Below are 19,373 nucleotides of genomic sequence, written 5' to 3' on the forward strand. Positions count from 1 at the left end.
TTGAATGGGTATTCAATAACTTCTAAAAACGACATCCCGAAGCGTCTATATAGCCCTTGTCATTGTGCGGATAAGAAATGCCGGATAACCCGGCCGACAGAAGCAGGACCCGGGCACTGAGCAGTTAGGTAGCACTTATGCGGCCGGTTCGTCGCGCCGAGAGCGGCAGGTGTAACTCAACGCACAACCGGCCGCAGACGGCCATCTGTCCGCGACTCGGCTGGTGACTTGTCTATTCACGACGCGCTAAAAGGTGGCGTCAGTCCTCGACCGTGAGCGATTTGCGCGCGTTCACGCGTCCCTCAGCACTCCACCGCACTCACCGCCAACCCGCCCCGCGAGGTTTCTTTGTATTTGTCATGCATGTCCGCGCCGGTATCGCGCATGGTGCGGATCACCCGGTCCAGGGAGATGAAGTGCTGACCGTCGCCGCGCAAGGCCATCTGAGCGGCATTGATCGCCTTTACCGCGGCGATCGCATTGCGCTCAATGCACGGCACTTGCACCAGCCCGCCCACCGGGTCACAGGTCAGGCCCAGGTTGTGTTCCAGGCCGATTTCCGCGGCGTTACACAGCTGTTCCGGCGTCGCGCCGAGAATTTCCGATAGCCCGGCCGCCGCCATGGCACAGGCTGACCCGACTTCCCCCTGGCAGCCGACTTCAGCGCCCGAGATCGAAGCGTTCTTTTTACACAGGATGCCGATCGCCGCCGCGCTGAGGAAAAAGTCCACGACGTTGGCTTCGGTCACGTCTTCGCTGAACTTCATGAAGTAATGCAACACTGCCGGAATGATGCCCGCCGCGCCGTTGGTGGGGGCGGTGACCATGCGCCCACCGGCGGCGTTTTCTTCATTCACCGCCAGGGCGAACAGGTTGACCCATTCCATGGCGCTCAAGGTCGAGCCGATCACGTTGGGCTTGTTCAACTCCTGCAGGCTGCGATGCAATTTGGCCGCGCGACGGCGCACATTGAGCCCGCCCGGCAGGATGCCTTCGTGCTTGAGGCCCTGCTCCACGCACGCTTGCATGGCCCGCCAGAGTGTCATCAGGCCGCTGCGGATTTCCTCCTCTGAACGCCAGACCTTCTCGTTGGCCATCATCAGTTCGGCGACCCGCAGATTGTGCTGCTGACACAAACCGAGCAATTGCACCGCGCTGGAAAAATCGTAAGGCAGTTCGCTGCGATCCAGGTCCGCCACACCGCTGTTGGCCTGAGCCTGGTCGACGACAAAACCACCGCCTACCGAATAGTAAGTGTCGCGGTGCAACAGGCCACCCTCGCCCTCGGCGATCAGGGTCATGGCGTTGGGGTGAAAGGGCAGGTTTTCGTCCACCAGTTGCATGTCCCGGGACCAGATGAAAGGCACCGGCAGGCGTCCGTCCAGCCACAGTGTGTCGGTTGCGCGCAGTTGCTGGATGTGGCCGCCGATCAGCGACGGATCGATCGCGTCCGGCCACTCCCCCATCAAGCCCATGATCACCGCGTTGTCGCTGCCGTGGCCGATGCCGGTGGCGGACAATGAACCAAAAAGCTGAACCTCGATACGCTGCACCGATTCCAACACCTGTCGTTCCTTTAATGCCTGGACGAACAACGCCGCGGCACGCATTGGTCCAACTGTATGGGAACTGGAAGGCCCGATACCTATCTTAAACAAGTCGAAAACACTGATAGCCATTGCTGCGTAACTCCTCGATGAGCACAGTCCGGGCGCTCAAAACACCCACTGACGGAGCTGCTACGCTCAAGCTGCAATCCGCCGAGAAGTGCGCATCATCGGGCTTTTACAACGCCTCACGGCGTCTGACACCGACCCACTCATGCCCACCAACGCCGCCAGGCGACAGCCTCGGGTTCTGGGCGTTTTTAGCGGTGCAGATGCAGGGTAAATGCTTGAAAAACACTGTATGCGACCTCACCGACACTAGATGCGACCCTCCCTGTACTGGATACGACGCACCCGGTAGGCGACAGTTTTTCACTGGTACATGATCAGTCTCGACTCGATTGCAAGGCACGGTGGTAGAGCTGTTCCCGACACACCAACCGCCACACATATAAGCGCGGTCCAAACGCCGCCATAAAATCCAGGAGTCCCCGCTTTATGAAAGGTTCCCCCTCGTTGTTACTAGCCGCCATGCTGAGTCTGCCGCTTCTGGCACAGGCCGCAGAGCCGGAACAATGCAGCACCGTCAACTTCTCCGATGTCGGCTGGACCGATATCACCGTCACCACCGCCACGACCAGCGTCGTGCTCGAAGCCCTGGGTTACAAAACCAAGACCACGATGATTTCCGTGCCGGTGACCTACAAGTCCCTGGCCGATGGCAAGAACATGGACGTGTTCCTCGGTAACTGGATGCCGACCATGGAAAACGACATCAAGCCCTACCGTGATGCCGGCACCGTGGAAACCGTGCGCGCCAACCTGGAAAACGCCAAGTACACCCTGGCCGTACCCGAGTCGCTGTATGACAAGGGTCTGAAAGACTTTGCCGACATCGCCAAGTTCAAGAAAGAGCTGGCCGGCAAGATCTACGGCATCGAGCCGGGCAACGATGGCAACCGCACCATCCAGAGCATGATCGACAAGAACGCCTTCGGCCTCAAAGACGCCGGTTTCAAGGTGGTGGAATCCAGTGAAGCGGGCATGCTGTCACAGGTCGAGCGCGCCCAGCGTCGCGACACCGCGGTGGTGTTCCTGGGCTGGGAACCGCACCCAATGAACACCCGATTCAAGATGAAGTACCTGACCGGCGGCGACGACTTCTTCGGCCCCAACTTCGGCCAGGCGACCATCTACACCAACACCCGTAAGGGCTACACCAACGAGTGCAGTAACGTGGGCCAGTTGCTGAAGAACCTGTCGTTCACCCTGAACATGGAAAGCACCCTGATGGGCAATGTGCTGGACGACAAAATGAAGCCTGAGGCGGCCGCCAAGGCCTGGCTGAAAAAGAACCCGCAGGTGCTCGATACCTGGCTCGCAGGCGTGACCACCATTGACGGCAAACCAGGACTTGCAGCCGTGAAAGCCAAGCTTGAGTTGTAATCGCTTACGCCGGGCGGGCTTGCCCCGCCCGGGCTGTTTCTTCCCTGTATGCGGACGTTCACTACCATGCTCATTGATCAAAAAATACCCCTGGGCGAGTACATCGCGGCTTTCGTCGACTGGTTGACGAAACACGGTGCCGACACCTTCGACGCGATCGCTATTACCCTGGAAACCATGATCCACGGCGTGACGTTCGCGCTGACCTGGTTCAACCCCCTGGCCCTGATCGGCCTGATCGCCCTGCTGGCGCACCTGATTCAGCGCAAATGGGGCCTGACAGTGTTTGTCGTGCTGTCCTTTCTGCTGATCCTCAACCTGGGGTACTGGCAGGAAACCATGGAAACCCTGGCCCAGGTGATGTTCGCCACCCTGGTCTGCGTGGTCATCGGCGTGCCCTTAGGGATCATTGCCGCGCACAAGCCCCTGTTCTTCACATTGATGCGTCCGGTGCTCGACCTGATGCAGACCGTTCCCACCTTTGTGTACCTGATCCCAACCCTGACCCTGTTCGGCCTGGGTGTGGTACCCGGACTGATTTCCACCGTGGTGTTCGCCATCGCGGCGCCGATCCGCCTGACCTACCTCGGCATTCGCGATGTTCCACAAGAGTTGATGGACGCCGGCAAGGCCTTTGGCTGCTCGCGCCGTCAGTTGTTGTCGCGCATTGAACTGCCTCACGCCATGCCCAGCATCGCTGCCGGCATCACCCAATGCATCATGCTGTCGCTGTCGATGGTGGTGATCGCCGCCCTGGTGGGTGCCGACGGCCTGGGCAAACCGGTGGTCAACGCCTTGAACACCGCCGACATTGCCTTGGGCTTCGAGGCCGGCCTGGCGATCGTGTTGCTGGCCATCATGCTCGATCGCATCTGCAAACAACCCGAAGCTAAAAAAGGAGGTGACGCATGAGCATAATCCGCTTCGATAACGTCGACGTTATCTTCTCCAAGGACCCACGCGAGGCGCTCAAGCTGCTGGATGAGGGCATGACCCGCAACGAGATCCTGAAAAAAACCGGACAGATCGTTGGCGTGGAAAGTGCCAGCCTGGATATCGAAAAGGGCGAGATCTGCGTATTGATGGGCCTCTCCGGCTCCGGCAAATCCAGCCTCCTGCGTTGCATCAACGGCCTCAACACTGTCAGCCGGGGCCAGTTGTTCGTCGAGCACGAAGGACGGCAGATCGACATCGCCTCCTGCACCCCGGCCGAGCTGAAAATGATGCGCACCAAACGCATCGCCATGGTGTTCCAGAAGTTCGCCCTGATGCCTTGGCTGACCGTGCGCGAGAACATCAGCTTCGGTCTGGAAATGCAGGGTCGACCGGAAAAGGAACGGCGCAAGCTGGTGGACGAGAAGCTCGAGCTGGTGGGCCTGGCCCAATGGCGCAACAAGAAGCCCGACGAGTTGTCCGGCGGCATGCAGCAGCGGGTCGGCCTGGCCCGCGCCCTGGCCATGGACGCCGACATCCTGCTGATGGACGAACCCTTCTCGGCCCTCGACCCGCTGATCCGCCAGGGTTTGCAGGACGAGTTGCTGGAGCTGCAACGCAAGCTGAGCAAGACCATCGTGTTCGTCAGCCACGACCTGGACGAGGCCCTGAAACTGGGCAGCCGCATCGCCATCATGAAAGACGGCCGCATCATCCAGTACAGCAACCCGGAAGAAATCGTCCTCAACCCGGCGGACGATTACGTGCGCACCTTCGTCGCTCACACCAACCCGCTGAACGTGCTCTGCGGTCGCAGCCTGATGCGCAGCCTGGACAACTGCAAGCGGGTCAACGGTTCGGTGTGCCTGGACCCAGGCGGCGATTCCTGGCTTGACCTGGCGGAAGGCAACACCATCAAGGGCGCGCGCTGCAACGGCTCGCAGCTGGACCTGCAGAACTGGGTGCCCGGGCAAGCGGTGGAGGAACTGGGCCGGCGTCCGACCCTGGTGGACTCCAACATCGGCATGCGCGACGCCTTGCAGATCCGCTACCAGACCGGCAACAAACTGGTGCTCCACGACAACCAGAAGGTGGTGGGGATTCTTGGCGACAGTGAGCTGTATCACGCCCTGCTCGGCAAGAACCTGGGCTGACCAGGCAGGCACAAAAACGCCGCGAGCAATCGCGGCGTTTTGTTTTAACCAAAGCCCACCATCGTGCAGGAAGTTGCGCATAACGACGCAACGGCCCTAGAGCCCGACCGCGCCCCTGAGGACGCGCTTACCCGCAAGCCGGACCTGCAAAAGAAAGCCATCGCTCGTCGACCAGAGAGCGATCCGTCAACTCACTCAGCTATAGACACGGCCAAGGAGATGCCGATGGCTTTCGAACTGATCGAGCACATCGTGGGTGATCTGCTCTTGGGTAAAGCCCATCAAGTCGTATTCTTGACTGCCGTTGTGCAGGTACACCTCGGCGCGGTAGAAACGACTGCGCACTTCGCTGTCCGCCCCTTCCGGCTGGGCCGATTCGCTCGGCGCCGCCAGGTAGCCGTCCAGGCTCACTTCATAGACGAAGGGATTGCCTTCCTCCATTTCCACCCGCAGGCCCAGCAAACTCTTGGACTTGCCCAGGTTGGTCTGCACTTCATGGCCCAGGGTGCGCAGTTGCGCGACGGCTTCCTGCAGCGCCGGGCTGATGTGCTTGTCCATGTAACGCTGCACCACCGACTGGCTCGGTTGCAGGTCCAGCTGGGTCAGGCGCTCGCTGAAACCCCGGCGACCGCGCTCGGCCAGTTGCGCCTGTTCCTGTTCAATCTGCACGTCCTGGCGCATGGCCTTGTGCAAACCGAACATGAAGAAGATCAGCACCACCGAGAACGGCAGGCCGGCCAGCACCACCATGGTCTGCATGGCTTCGAAGTTGCCGGCGAACAACAGACCGATGGTCACCAGGGTGATCACCACCGACCAAAAGATCCGCAGCCAGTGCGGGGCGTCTTCGTCGACGTTGCCACCCTTGCAGGACAGGTTGGCCATCATCACCGCACCAGAGTCGGCGGGGGTCAGGAACAGCACGAAGCCGACGAAGATCGATACACCGATGACAATCTTCGAGGCCGGGTAGTGCTCAAGCAATTGATAGATCGCCATCGACGGCTGTTCCAGCGCCGTCTTGCCCAGCTCCACCGCGCCCTGGTTGACCACCAGATCCAAAGCCGAGTTGCCGAAGATCGACAGCCAGGCCAGGGTGAAACCCAGGGGAATCAGCAGCACGCCGGCCACCAGCTCACGCACTGTGCGACCGCGAGAAATACGCGCAATGAACATGCCTACGAACGGTGCCCAGGAAATCCACCAGGCCCAGTAGAACAGGGTCCACAGGCCGAGCCAGCGATCGGACTTGGCGCTGTCGCCTTCATACACATACAGGTCGAAGGTTTTCAGCACCGCGCCGTTGAGGTAGTCGCCGATGTTCTGCACGAAACCGTTGAGCAAGTGCAGGGTCGGGCCGAACAGCAGGACAAAGATCAGCAGGCCGCTGAACAGCACGATGTTCAGGTTGGACAGACGACGGATGCCGTTCTCCACGCCAGACACCGCAGCAATGGTGGCCACCGTGCTCATGACGATGATCACGATCAGCAGGTTGGTGTTGCTGTGCTCCATGCCGAACAGGTTCTCCAGACCGGAAGACACCTGCATCGAACCAATCCCCAGGTTGGTCACCAGACCCAGCAGGGTCACGAACATGCCGAAGCCGTCCACCGCGTGACCGGCCGCGCCCTTGACCCAGCGCTCGCCCGCCAGCGGATACAACGCCGAACGCAGCGCCAGCGGCTGGTTATGCCGATAGGCAAAGTACGCAACCGCCAGCCCGACCAGCGCGTAGATCGCCCAGCCATGCAGGCCCCAGTGCAGGAAGGTCAGTTGCAACGCCTGGCGTGCGGCCAGGTTGCTGCCGGGTACGCCTTCGGGCGGGTTGAAGTAATGATCCAGAGGCTCGGAGGCGCCGAAGTACAGCAGCGAGATACCGATACCCGAGGAAAACAACATGCCAGCCCAGGCGCCGTAGCTGAAGTCCGGGGTGTCTTGCTTGGTCCCCAGCTTGAGCTTGCCGTAGGAGGAAAACGCCAGGCCCACCACGAACACCAGGTAAGCGGCGATCACCACCATGTAGTACCAGCCGAAGCTGCGGGACAACCACTCCTGAGCAATCCCGAGCAGTCTGCCGGCCTCTTGCGGGGCGATGATCAGAATGGCGGTCAACAACAGGATCAGCGCGGTAGAGGTGTAGAACACCCAACCGTTGACCCGCACCTTCTCTGGTGGGGTCTTTATAAGAGAGGCAGAACTCATTGCACAGATGCTCCAGGCAGTGCGAGAGAAGGACACAAGGCAACACCGCACCCGACCAATCGGTTAGTTGGCAGCCGATCGTCGGGTGATATAAAGACACCCCGAAAAAACCCGAAACCGCAAAAGCCGCGTTGCGCACCCGCATCCGAGGTCGGTGACAAACCTGCAGTTCATCGCCTGGCCCCCAGCGCGTCCTGCCCCTTCAACACGTCCGTTCTCTTGCCGGTCCACGCCATGCCGCATGTAAGTTTTGGGCTATTTCGGAGGTCGCTTTCCCGCCGTCTACCAGTAGGAAAAAAACCTCAGGCAGCGACGATTTGTCGCAGATCTTATTCTTTGTTGATTGAACGTTCAATCAAAACAAAATAGACTGGCCCGCAAGTCGACTGGCGTCATTCGCCTGTCGACGGGCCTAAGGAGAGCTATCAGATGCCCAAGGTCGGTATGCAACCCATACGCCGCCAGCAATTGATCGAAGCCACGCTGCAAGCGGTCGATCAGGTCGGAATGGGGGACGCCAGCATTGCGCTGATCGCCCGTTTGGCCGGTGTCTCGAACGGCATCATCAGTCACTACTTTCAGGACAAGAACGGCCTGATCGCCGCCACCATGCGGTACCTGATGAATGTCCTGATAGAGAACGTCACCGCGCGCCGCCTGGCGCTGACAGATGACAGCCCGCGGGCCCATCTGCAGGTGATCATCGAAGGCAACTTCGACGCCAGCCAGGTCAATGGCCCGGCAATGAAAACCTGGCTGGCCTTTTGGGCCACCAGCATGCACCACCCGTCATTGCACAGGTTGCAGCGGATCAACGATCACCGCCTGTACTCCAACCTGTGTTGCCAGTTCCGTCGCGTCCTGCCGCTGGATCAAGCACGCAACGCAGCCCGTGGCCTGGCAGCCCTGATTGACGGTTTGTGGTTGCGCGGTGCGCTGTCGGGAGACGCTTTCGACACCGAGCAAGCGCAGCAGATCGCTTATGAATACATGGATTTCCAACTGGCTAAGCAGGAGCGCTAGAGCACAAAAGAGACGCTCGGCCCCTGAACCGCCACTGATCAACGTGTCCTGAACTTAGCGACACGCCCGGTGGTCAAGCCCACTACTTAATGCACTTGCGAGGACACTATGGCCCGTTTCGAACTGCAAAAACTCTACATCGACGGCGGCTACACCGATGCCGGCAGCGACGCCACTTTCGACGCCATCAACCCGGCCAACGGTGAAGTTCTCGCACAAGTGCAGCGTGCGACCTTTGATGACGTGGAACGCGCCGTGGTCAGCGCCGAAAAGGGCCAGAAGATCTGGGTCGCCATGACCGCCATGGAGCGTTCGCGCATTCTGCGTCGCGCCGTGGAAATCCTCCGCGAGCGCAACGACGAACTGGCCGCTCTGGAAACCCTGGACACCGGTAAAGCCTTCTCCGAAACCAAGTACGTGGACATCGTCACTGGCGCCGACGTGCTGGAGTACTACGCAGGCCTGGTACCGGCCATCGAAGGCGAGCAGATCCCGCTGCGCACCACCTCCTTCGTCTACACCCGTCGCGAGCCCCTGGGCGTGGTCGCCGGCATCGGCGCCTGGAACTACCCGATCCAGATCGCCCTGTGGAAATCCGCGCCCGCCCTGGCCGCCGGTAACGCGATGATCTTCAAGCCAAGTGAAGTGACCTCGCTGACCACCCTGAAACTGGCCGAGATCTACACCGAAGCGGGCGTACCGGCGGGCGTGTTCAACGTGCTGACCGGCAGCGGCCGTGAAGTCGGCACCTGGCTGACCGAGCACCCGCGCATCGAGAAAGTCTCCTTCACCGGCGGCACCGACACCGGCAAGAAGGTCATGGCCAGCGCTTCCAGCTCGTCGCTCAAAGACGTGACCATGGAACTGGGCGGCAAGTCGCCGCTGATCATCTTCGACGACGCCGACCTGGATCGCGCCGCCGACACCGCGATGATGGCCAACTTCTACAGCTCCGGTCAGGTCTGCACCAACGGCACTCGCGTATTCGTGCCAAGCCACCTGAAAGCCGCTTTCGAAGCCAAGATCGCCGAGCGCGTAGCGCGCATCCGCATCGGCAACCCGGAAGACGAAAACACCAACTTCGGTCCACTGGTCAGCTTCCAGCACATGGAAAGCGTGCTGGGCTACATCGCCAAGGGCAAGGAAGAAGGTGCCCGCGTACTGTGCGGCGGTGAGCGTCTGACCGACGGCGAATTCGCCAAGGGTGCCTTCGTTGCGCCAACCGTGTTCACCGACTGCACCGACGACATGACCATCGTGCGTGAAGAAATCTTCGGCCCAGTGATGGCGATCCTGACTTATGAAACCGAAGAAGAGGTGATCCGCCGCGCCAACGACACCGACTTCGGTCTGGCCGCCGGTATCGTCACCAAGGACCTGAACCGCGCCCACCGCGTGATTCATCAACTCGAAGCCGGCATCTGCTGGATCAACGCCTGGGGCGAATCCGACGCCAAGATGCCGGTTGGCGGCTACAAGCAATCGGGCGTGGGCCGTGAGAACGGCATCAGCTCGCTGAACAACTTCACCCGCATCAAATCGGTGCAGGTCGAGCTGGGCGACTACGCCTCGGTGTTCTAAGACACCCAGCCTCAGCGACAACCCCTGTAGCCGCTGCCGCGGGCTGCGAAAAGGTCCGAAGGACCTTCCTGCGATCGCCGAAGCACGTCCGCTGCGCGGCGATCGCAGCCTTCGGCAGCGGCTACAGGCCTATTGATCGTGCGACCTGACCAACCTCAAAGAGGGTGCATTCAATGTCCCAAGAATTCGACTACATCATCATCGGTGCCGGCTCCGCCGGTAACACCCTGGCGACCCGCCTGACTGAAGACGAAGGCGTCACCGTCCTGCTGCTCGAAGCCGGCGGCCCGGACTACCGTTTCGACTTCCGTACCCAAATGCCAGCGGCCCTGGCGTTCCCCCTGCAAGGCCGTCGCTACAACTGGGCCTACGAAACCGATCCAGAGCCGCACATGGACGGTCGGCGCATGGAGTGCGGGCGCGGCAAGGGCCTGGGCGGCTCCTCGCTGATCAACGGCATGTGCTACATCCGTGGTAACGCCATGGACTATGACGGCTGGGCCAAGCTGCCAGGCCTGGAAGACTGGACCTACCTGGACTGCCTGCCGTATTTCCGCAAGGCGGAAACCCGTGACATCGGCCCCAACGACTACCACGGCGGCGATGGCCCGGTCAGCGTGACCACGCCCAAAGCCGGCAACAACCCGCTGTTCCACGCCATGGTCGAAGCCGGCGTGCAGGCCGGCTATCCGCGCACCGAAGACCTGAACGGCTACCAGCAGGAAGGCTTCGGCCCGATGGACCGTACCGTGACCCCGAAAGGACGTCGCGCCAGTACCGCCCGCGGCTACCTGGATGTGGCCAAGCAGCGCTCGACCCTGACCATCGTCACCCATGCGCTGACCGACAAGATCCTGTTTGACGGCAAGCGCGCCATCGGCGTGAGCTACCTGCAAGGCAGCACCGAAGAGCGCGTGGAAGCCCGTGCCCGCAAGGAAGTGATTGTCAGCTCCGGCGCCATCGCCTCGCCGCAACTGCTGCAACGCTCTGGCGTCGGCCCGCGCGCCCTGCTGGAAAGCCTGGACATCCCCGTGGTTCACGACCTGCCGGGCGTGGGTGAAAACCTGCAGGACCACCTAGAGCTGTACCTGCAATACGCTTGCACCCAGCCGGTGTCGCTGTACCCCTCGCTGCTGTGGTGGAACCAACCGGCCATCGGCGCCGAGTGGCTGTTCAACGGCACCGGCATCGGCGCCAGCAACCAGTTCGAGGCTGGCGGTTTCATCCGTACACGTGAAGAGTTCGAATGGCCGAATATCCAGTACCACTTCCTGCCGGTGGCGATTAACTACAACGGCAGCAACGGTGTGAAAGAGCACGGTTTCCAGGCGCACATGGGTTCCATGCGCTCGCCGAGCCGCGGCCGCGTGCAACTCAAGTCCAAGGACCCGCGCCAGCACCCGAGCATTCTCTTCAACTACATGGCCACCGAGCAGGACTGGCAGGAATTTCGCGACGGCATCCGCCTGACCCGGGAAATCATGCAGCAGCCAGCCCTGGACGCCTTCCGTGGCCGCGAGATCAGCCCGGGCATCGAGGTGCAGACTGACGAGCAACTGGACACGTTCATCCGCGAACACGCCGAGACCGCGTTCCACCCATCCTGCTCGTGCAAGATGGGCACCGACGAGATGGCGGTCGTGGACGGCCAGGGTCGCGTGCATGGCATGCAAGGCCTGCGTGTGGTGGATGCCTCGATCATGCCGATCATCACCACCGGCAACCTCAACGCGCCGACGATCATGATGGCCGAAAAAATTGCCGACAAGATCCGTGGCCGTCAGCCGCTGCCCCGCAGCAAGGCTGCCTACTACGTAGCGGGCGACGCCCCGGTGCGTGGCAAGCCAATGCGCGATATCACTCCGACCGCGCAGTAAGCCGCACGGGCACCGACCGCAAGGGTCGGTGCCTTTTTCACCTCACCGCGTATTTCCTGCCCCCGCATTGCCCGCACTGCCTCCTTGATCGCAGCCTCCGGCAGCAGCTACAGTTCTGCAACTTGCCCATCCCCTTCGCCCCGGAGTCCACCGACGCCTATATCTGTAGGAGCCGCCGGGCAGCGTTCCGTTTGCTGGCGACAAGACCCGCCCGCTATCGCGTCTCACAAGGAGGTCCTCCATGTTCGACTTTCACCCCCGGCTCAAGCAGCGCTTTGCTGCCTTGCGCACGGGCGCCGAATTCTTTTCTCTGCGCTACGTGCGCGAGTCGGACCAATACCTGTCAGTGCGCAAGAACGTTGCCGAACCACCGAGCCTGGGCCGCGACGAAGGGGCGATGCTGACCGTACGGGTGCGTGGTGTGGAAGCCTACGCCGCCACCAGTGACCTCTCGCAAGGCGGCCTGCAAGCCGCCCTCGACCGCGCCGAACACCTGGCTCGGGTGATCGCCGCCCACGCCCTGCTGGACCTGCGCGAGCAGCCGGTGTCCAGCCACCGTGGCGACTACCTTTCGCCGAATCTGGACCAGCCCTTCCCATCCCTCAGCGACTGCTACCAGCTGCTGGGCGACGAGTCGGCCTCGGTGCCCAAGGACGAGCGCCTGGTGAACTGGCAAGTGGGCATCGGCGTGACCCAGGTCGAGCAGATCTACCTCAACAGCGCCGGCGCCGAGCTGCGCCAGGCTCAGCGGTTTGTCTACCCGGGCCTGGATGTCACCGCCTACGACGGTAGCGACAGTCAGACCCGCAGCCTGGGCCGGGAAAACTTCGGCCAGCAGGGCGCCGGTGATGTGATCAGCCGTTGCGGCCTGCTGGGCGCGGCGCCACGGGTGGCCGATCAGGCGCTGCAGTTGCTCCTGGCGCCGAACACCCCGCAAGGCCCTCGGGACCTGCTGCTGATGCCGGACCAGATGATGCTGCAGATCCACGAGTCCATCGGCCATCCTCTGGAGCTGGACCGCATCCTCGGCGACGAGCGCAACTACGCCGGCACCAGTTTCGTCAAACAGGAAGATTTCGGCCGCCTGCAATACGGTTCTTCCCTGCTCAACGTAACCTTCGACCCACTGATTCCCGAGGAGTTGGCCAGCTACGGCCATGACGACGATGGCAGCGCCGCCAGCAAGCAGTTCCTGATCCGCGAGGGGCTGCTGGTACGTCCCCTGGGCAGTGCCCTGTCGCAATACCGCAGTGGCCTCGACGGCGTTGCCAACAGCCGCGCCAGCAGTTGGAACCGCGCGCCCATCGACCGCATGGCCAACCTCAATGTCGAGCCCGGCGACCAGCCCCTGGAGCGCCTGATCGGCCAGATCGAACACGGCATCCTGATGTCCACCAACCGCTCCTGGTCCATCGACGATGCGCGCAACAAGTTCCAGTTCGGCTGCGAATGGGGCCAACTGATCGAAAACGGCGAACTCAAGGGCGTGGTCAAGAACCCCAACTACCGGGGCATTTCCGCGCAGTTCTGGCGCAACCTCAGCGCGGTGGGCGACCGCAGCACCTTCCAAGTCCTGGGCACCCCTAACTGCGGCAAGGGCGAACCCAACCAGGTGATCCGCGTCGGCCATGCTTCCCCGGCCTGCGTATTCAGCACGATTGACGTATTTGGAGGAGATGCCTGATGACCAGGACGATGAGTCAGGCCGAGCCGTTCAAGGCGTTGGTGCAGTGGCTGCAGGACGCGGTCAAGGAATCGGAGCAGTTCACCCTGAGCTATGCCGCCGAGTCTTCGGAGTTCATTCGCTTCAACCACGCCAAGGTGCGTCAGGCCGGGCAAGTGCAACAGGCCAGCCTGCACTTCAAGTTGATCGACGGTGGTCGCCACGCCGACCTCAGCATCACCTTGAGCAACGACCCCGAGGTGGACCGTCAACGCCTGGCCGATGCCTTGCAACAACTGCGCGAAACCCTGCCGCTGCTGCCGGCGGACCCGTACCTGATGCTCAACCACACCCGCTGGCAATCCCACCACGTGCAGGACCATCCGCTGCTCGACAGCGAGCAAGTGGTGGAGGAAATCGGCCGTGCCGCATCCGGCCTGGACCTGGTAGGCATCTATGCCGCCGGGCCTATCGGCCGCGGCTTCGCCAGCTCCGACGGGGCGTTCGGCTGGCATCAGGCCAACAGCTTCAACTTTGATTTCAGCCTGTTCCACGCCAACGGCGAGGCGGTAAAGGCCAGCTACGCCGGACACACCTGGGACAGCGAGCAATTCGCGCAGCGCTTCGAGCAGACTCGCCAACAACTGGATTACCTCGGTCGCCCACTGCGCCCCCTGGCACCCGGGCAGTACCGAGCCTACCTGGCACCGGCCGCCTTGGAAGAGATCATCGGCATGCTGGCCTGGGGCGGTTTTTCCGCCCAGTCGATTGCCAGCAAACACAGCCCGCTGCAAAAGCTTTATGCCGGCGACGCCGCGTTGAGCCCGTTGGTGGCCCTGGACGAACAAGTCAGCGGCTCGCTGAGCCCAGCGTTTTCCGATGAGGGTTACCCGCGCAGCGACCTGTCGCTGATCGCCGCGGGCAGTGCCAATGCCCAACTGATCAACTCCCGCAGCGCCGCCGAGTACGGCCTGAGCAGCAACGGCGCCGACAGCGGCGAATACCCCGGCGCGCTGAACATGGCGGCGGGCCAGTTGTCCCAGCAGGAGATCCTCAAGCAGCTGGGCACCGGTCTGTACATCAGCAACCTGTGGTACCTGAACTATTCGGACCTGCCGGCGGCGCGGCTGACGGGCATGACCCGCTTCGCCACCTTCTGGGTGGAGAACGGCGAGATCCAGGCCCCGGTGAGCACTATGCGCTTCGACGACAGCGTCTACAGCCTGTTGGGCTCGCAACTGGAGGCCCTGACCCAGCACCGGGAACTGCTGCTCTCGGCCAGCACCTACGGCCAGCGCCAGACCGCCTCGATGCATTTGCCCGGCGCGCTGGTCAGCCGCTTGACCCTGACCTTGTAACCACCACCGATGTGACGAGGGAGTCCGCTCCCGCTGGCCCGCGAAGCGGGCCCAAACCCTGGCAACCCGGAAGCGTGCGCCATTGCACGACGCCAGGTTGACGAGCGCCGCCCTTTGGGCGCCGCTCGCTCGAGCCAGCGCTTGCGCCCTCGCCACATGGCAACTGCCCACCTTGACCGATCGACAGAGGTTTTATGCCACAACACTCGCCTCTCGACGCCACCACCACCCGCTGGCTGCCCTGGGTGGTGGCCATCGCCTTCTTCATGCAATCGCTGGACGGTACCATCCTCAACACGGCGCTGCCCGCCATGGCCAGGGACCTAGCCGAAGACCCGCTGCGCATGCAAGGGGTGATCATCGCCTACATGCTCACCGTGGCGCTGCTGATCCCAGCCTCGGGCTGGATCGCTGACCGTTTTGGCACCAAGAAGATCTTCTTCGGCGCCATCTTGCTGTTCAGCATCGGCTCATTGCTGTGCGCCCTGTCCCACTCGCTGAGCATGCTGATCGGAGCCAGGGTGATCCAGGGCCTGGGCGGCGCGCTGATGCTGCCGGTGGGTCGATTGGTGGTGCTGCGCGCCTACCCGCGCTCGGAGTTGGTGCGGATCATGGGTTTCATCACCATTCCCGGGCTGCTGGGTCCGCTATTGGGCCCGACCCTGGGCGGTTGGATGGTGCAGTACCTGACCTGGCACTGGATTTTCCTGATCAACCTGCCGGTGGGCGCGATGGGCTGCTACGCGGTGTGGCGCTTTATCCCCGACCTGCGGGGCAGTGAGCGCACCCGCTTCGATGGCTTGGGCTTCTTGTTGTTCGGCGCGGCGATGGTGCTGATCACCATCGCCATGGAAGGCCTGGGCGAACTGCACCTGCCGCACCTGCGGGTGATGTTGCTGCTGTTTGGCGGAATGGCTTGCCTGGCGGCCTATTGGCTGCGGGCCGGGCACATCGACAACCCGCTGTTCGCCCCGTCGCTGTTCAAGGTACGGACCTTTGCCGTGGGCATCCTCGGCAACCTGTTCGCCCGCCTGGGCAGCGGCGCCCTGCCGTTCCTGGTGCCGCTGCTGTTGCAGGTGGCCTTGGGTTACTCTCCTTCCCAGGCGGGGATGAGCATGCTGCCCCTGGCGGCCGCAGCGATGTTGGCCAAGTCCATTGCCCGGCCGCTGATCGAACGCCTGGGCTATCGCATCGTGCTCACCGGCAACACCCTGGCCCTGGGCCTGATGCTGGCGAGCATGGGGCTGGTCACTGAGCACACGCCCTACCCGCTGCTGCTGGGCATGCTGGCGGTGCTGGGGGCGATCAACTCGCTGCAGTTCACCGCGATGAACACCGTGACTCTGATCGACCTCGACGATGCCGCCGCCAGCAGCGGCAACAGCCTGTTGTCGGTGGTCGCGCAACTGTCCCTGAGCCTCGGGGTGGCCTGCGCCGGCGCGCTGCTGGGCGGTTTTACTGCACAAGTAGGCAATGACGGAGTGAACACCGTGCTTGGTGCCTTCCAGCTGACCTTTCTCACCGTGGGCATCATGGCGATGCTGGCGGCGGCGATCTTCCTCCAGCTGTCGCCCACCGATGGCCGAAGGGCGCGCAAGGTCGAGGAGCAACACATCGAGCATTGAGCCGCACAGTTCCCTTCGTAGGAACCGGCTTGCCGGCGATGAGGCCGCCGAGCCCGGTGCAAACCTTGCGGCCGCCTTCGCTGGCCAGCCGGCGCCTACCCAAAACCGCCCCTGCGCGGTTGCTCGTCCAGAATTTGCAGGTTGTGGGAGCGGGACTGATACACTGCGCGACATTTTGTTTTGCAGGCCAGTCCCGTGACCACCATCGCCACCGCTTTTAATACTTTGCCCCTGTCCGCCGCCATGCTGGCTAACCTCGACTCCCTCGGTTATGCCCAGATGACGCCGATCCAGGCGCAAAGCTTGCCGGTGATCCTCAAGGGCATGGACCTGATCGCCCAGGCCAAGACCGGCAGCGGCAAGACCGCAGCCTTCGGCATCGGCCTGCTGAACCCGATCAACCCGCGCTACTTCGGCTGCCAGGCGCTGGTGATCTGCCCGACCCGCGAGCTGGCCGACCAGGTGGCCAAGGAAGTCCGGCGCCTGGCCCGCGCCGAAGACAACATCAAGGTCCTGACCCTGTGCGGCGGCGTGCCCTTCGGCCCGCAGATCGCCTCCCTGGAGCACGGCGCGCACATCATCGTCGGCACCCCGGGGCGCATCTCCCAGCACCTGCGCAAGGGCTCGCTGAAGCTCGACGGCCTCAACACCCTGGTGCTCGACGAAGCCGACCGCATGCTCGACATGGGCTTCTACGACGCCATCGAAGACATCATCGAGCAGACCCCGTCGCGCCGACAGACCCTGCTGTTCTCCGCTACGTACCCGGTGGGCATCAAGCAACTGGCGTCGAAGTTCATGCGTGATCCGCAGACGGTGAAAGCCGAAGCGTTCCACGACGACACGCAGATCGAACAGCGTTTCTACGAGATCTCCCCGGACGAACGCATGAGCGCTGTGACCAAAGTCCTGCACCACTTCCGCCCGGCTTCCTGCGTCGCTTTCTGCTTCACCAAGCAGCAAGTTCAGGAAACCGTCGATCACCTGATCTCCAAAGGCATTTCCGCCGTCGGCCTGCACGGCGATCTGGAACAGCGTGACCGCGATCAGGTGCTGGCGATGTTCGCCAACCGCAGTACTTCGGTACTGGTCGCCACCGACGTGGCCGCCCGCGGCCTGGACATCGATGCGCTGGACATGGTGATCAACGTCGAGCTGGCCCGCGATTCAGAAATCCACATTCACCGCGTTGGCCGCACCGGTCGCGCTGGCGAAAAAGGTATCGCGGTCAGCCTCGTCGCACCGTCCGAAGCCCATCGCGCGCAAGCCATCGAACAACTGCAGAAAGCCCCGCTGAACTGGGATCAGGTCGACAACCTCAAGTCTCAGGGCGGCGCCCCGCTGCAGCCACCGATGAGCACGCTGTGCATCGCTGGCGGGCGCAAGGACAAAGTGCGCCCGGGCGATATTCTCGGTGCACTGACTGGCGACGCCGGCATCCCGGGCGCCCAGGTCGGCAAGATCGCGATCTTCGACTTCCAGTCGTATGTGGCGGTTGATCGCACCGTGGTCATGCAGGCGCTGCAGCGTTTGAACAACGGCAAGATCAAGGGCCGTTCGCTGCGCGTGCGCATCCTCTAACCCCACTGCTTGACCTGTAGCCGCTCCTAACGAGGACAACGTTTTGCGTTCTACCCAAGTCGTGATCATCGGCGCTGGCGCCGCCGGCCTGATGTGCGCCCTGACCGCGGCCGGCCGCGGGCGCCAGGTGCTGCTGCTGGACCACGCCAACAAGGCCGGGAAGAAGATCCTGATGTCCGGCGGCGGACGCTGCAATTTCACCAACATGTACACCGAACCGGGCAATTTTCTCTCGCAGAACCCGCACTTCTGCAAGTCGGCCCTGGCCCGCTACACCCAGTGGGACTTCATCGGTCTGGTGGCCAAGCATGGCGTGCCCTACCACGAGAAGAAACTCGGCCAGCTGTTCTGCGATAACAAGTCCAGCGACATCCTCGGCATGCTCCTCGACGAGTGCCACCAGGTTGGGGTCGAGTTGCGCCTGGACACCTCGATCCAGCAGATCGAGAAGCGGGAGGCCGGCTACCTGCTGCAGACCACCCTGGGCGCGGTGCAGTGCCAATCCCTGGTGATCGCCACCGGCGGCCTGTCAATCCCGACCCTGGGCGCCACCGGCTTCGGTTATCAAGTGGCCAGGCAGTTCGGCCATGAACTGCTGCCGACCCGTGCCGGCCTGGTGCCATTCACCATCACCGACCAGCTCAAGGTGCTGTGCGGCGAGCTGTCGGGCACTTCGGTGGACTGCCTGGTGAGCTGCAACGGGCAGAGTTTTCGTGAAAACATCCTCTTCACTCACCGCGGCCTCAGTGGTCCGGCGATCCTGCAGATTTCGTCCTATTGGCAGCCCGGTGACAGCGTCGAAATCAATCTGCTACCGGACCTCGACGCTCTGGACTGGCTGCAACAGCAACAGGCCGAACGCCCCAACAGCGAGCTGAAAACCCTGCTGGGGGAGATCTTCACCAAGAAGATGGCCGGCTTGCTGGCCGATCACTGGTTCGTCTCCAAACCGATGAAGCAGTACACCCCGGTGGAGCTGGCGGACGTGGCGCAAAAACTCGGCAGTTGGCAGTTGGTGCCGGCGGGCACCGAGGGCTACCGCACCGCCGAAGTGACCCTGGGCGGGGTCGATACCCGCGAGGTGTCGTCCAAGACCATGGAATCGCTGAAGAGCCCGGGGCTGTATTTCATCGGTGAAGTGCTGGACGTCACCGGCCACCTGGGCGGCTTCAATTTCCAGTGGGCCTGGGCCTCGGGCTACGCGGCAGCGCAATACGTCTGAGCCGCTTCGTGTCCCTGCCGCTGCCGCAGGCTGCGCACGACCCGAAGGGGCGCGGCGATCCAATGTCCGCTGAGGCCCTACGGACCTGTCGCAGCCTG

General features: G+C 62.5%; 13 protein-coding genes. 11 read left to right on the forward strand and 2 right to left on the reverse strand.

Translation table 11 applies throughout. From position 1 onward, the window contains the following. Positions 1-302 precede the first annotated feature (302 nt). Positions 303-1,679 (reverse strand): L-serine ammonia-lyase, encoded by a 1,377-nt coding sequence (locus PLD_RS02335; RefSeq protein WP_159889431.1) that lies wholly within the window; start codon positions 1,677-1,679, stop codon positions 303-305. 426 nt (positions 1,680-2,105) lie between these two features. Here PLD_RS02335 and PLD_RS02340 point away from each other — a divergent pair, with 426 nt between their 5' ends. The 3 genes from PLD_RS02340 to choV all read left to right on the forward strand — a co-directional run bounded on the left by PLD_RS02340 (position 2,106) and on the right by choV (position 5,140). Beyond that, positions 2,106-3,053, forward strand: coding sequence for a choline ABC transporter substrate-binding protein (locus PLD_RS02340; RefSeq protein ID WP_159889433.1), 948 nt, complete (start codon positions 2,106-2,108; stop codon positions 3,051-3,053). A gap of 66 nt (positions 3,054-3,119) precedes the next feature. Then, positions 3,120-3,965 (forward strand): choline ABC transporter permease subunit, encoded by an 846-nt coding sequence (gene choW / locus PLD_RS02345; RefSeq protein ID WP_159889435.1) that lies wholly within the window; start codon positions 3,120-3,122, stop codon positions 3,963-3,965. After that, positions 3,962-5,140 (forward strand): choline ABC transporter ATP-binding protein, encoded by a 1,179-nt coding sequence (gene choV / locus PLD_RS02350; protein WP_159889437.1) that lies wholly within the window; start codon positions 3,962-3,964, stop codon positions 5,138-5,140. Before choW ends, choV begins: the two co-directional genes overlap by 4 nt. A gap of 195 nt (positions 5,141-5,335) precedes the next feature. Here choV and PLD_RS02355 read toward each other — a convergent pair whose 3' ends face one another. After that, complete coding sequence (locus tag PLD_RS02355) at positions 5,336-7,288, reverse strand: BCCT family transporter (protein ID WP_256674527.1); 1,953 nt, start codon at positions 7,286-7,288, stop codon at positions 5,336-5,338. 486 nt (positions 7,289-7,774) lie between these two features. Between PLD_RS02355 and betI the strand changes: the two genes are divergently transcribed. The 8 genes from betI to PLD_RS02395 all read left to right on the forward strand — a co-directional run bounded on the left by betI (position 7,775) and on the right by PLD_RS02395 (position 19,275). Next, positions 7,775-8,368: a transcriptional regulator BetI gene (gene betI, locus PLD_RS02360; protein ID WP_159889441.1), complete on the forward strand. Its 594-nt coding sequence runs from the start codon at positions 7,775-7,777 to the stop codon at positions 8,366-8,368. Between the two features lie 108 nt (positions 8,369-8,476). After that, the gene (betB, locus tag PLD_RS02365) at positions 8,477-9,949 is read left to right on the forward strand and encodes a betaine-aldehyde dehydrogenase (protein ID WP_159889443.1); all 1,473 of its coding nucleotides are present in this window, start codon (positions 8,477-8,479) and stop codon (positions 9,947-9,949) included. A 173-nt stretch (positions 9,950-10,122) separates the two neighbouring features. Continuing rightward, positions 10,123-11,826 carry a choline dehydrogenase gene (betA, locus tag PLD_RS02370; protein ID WP_159889445.1) on the forward strand — a complete coding sequence of 568 codons (1,704 nt, stop codon included), beginning with the start codon at positions 10,123-10,125 and terminating at the stop codon, positions 11,824-11,826. Between the two features lie 241 nt (positions 11,827-12,067). Then, positions 12,068-13,510, forward strand: coding sequence for a TldD/PmbA family protein (locus tag PLD_RS02375; RefSeq protein ID WP_159889447.1), 1,443 nt, complete (start codon positions 12,068-12,070; stop codon positions 13,508-13,510). Further along, on the forward strand, positions 13,510-14,847 hold the full coding sequence (locus PLD_RS02380; protein ID WP_159889449.1) for a TldD/PmbA family protein: 1,338 nt from the start codon (positions 13,510-13,512) through the stop codon (positions 14,845-14,847). Before PLD_RS02375 ends, PLD_RS02380 begins: the two co-directional genes overlap by 1 nt. Positions 14,848-15,041: 194 nt before the next feature. Further along, a complete protein-coding gene (gene mdtD / locus PLD_RS02385; RefSeq protein WP_159889451.1) occupies positions 15,042-16,472 on the forward strand; it encodes a multidrug transporter subunit MdtD in 1,431 nt (476 codons plus the stop codon). 243 nt (positions 16,473-16,715) lie between these two features. Further along, complete coding sequence (gene dbpA / locus PLD_RS02390; protein ID WP_256674528.1) at positions 16,716-18,053, forward strand: ATP-dependent RNA helicase DbpA; 1,338 nt, start codon at positions 16,716-16,718, stop codon at positions 18,051-18,053. A 43-nt stretch (positions 18,054-18,096) separates the two neighbouring features. Beyond that, a complete protein-coding gene (locus tag PLD_RS02395; RefSeq protein ID WP_159889455.1) occupies positions 18,097-19,275 on the forward strand; it encodes an NAD(P)/FAD-dependent oxidoreductase in 1,179 nt (392 codons plus the stop codon). Positions 19,276-19,373: the final 98 nt, after the last annotated feature.

Origin of the sequence: Pseudomonas sp. LD120, from assembly GCF_009861525.1 — a bacterium.
GTDB lineage: Bacteria > Pseudomonadota > Gammaproteobacteria > Pseudomonadales > Pseudomonadaceae > Aquipseudomonas.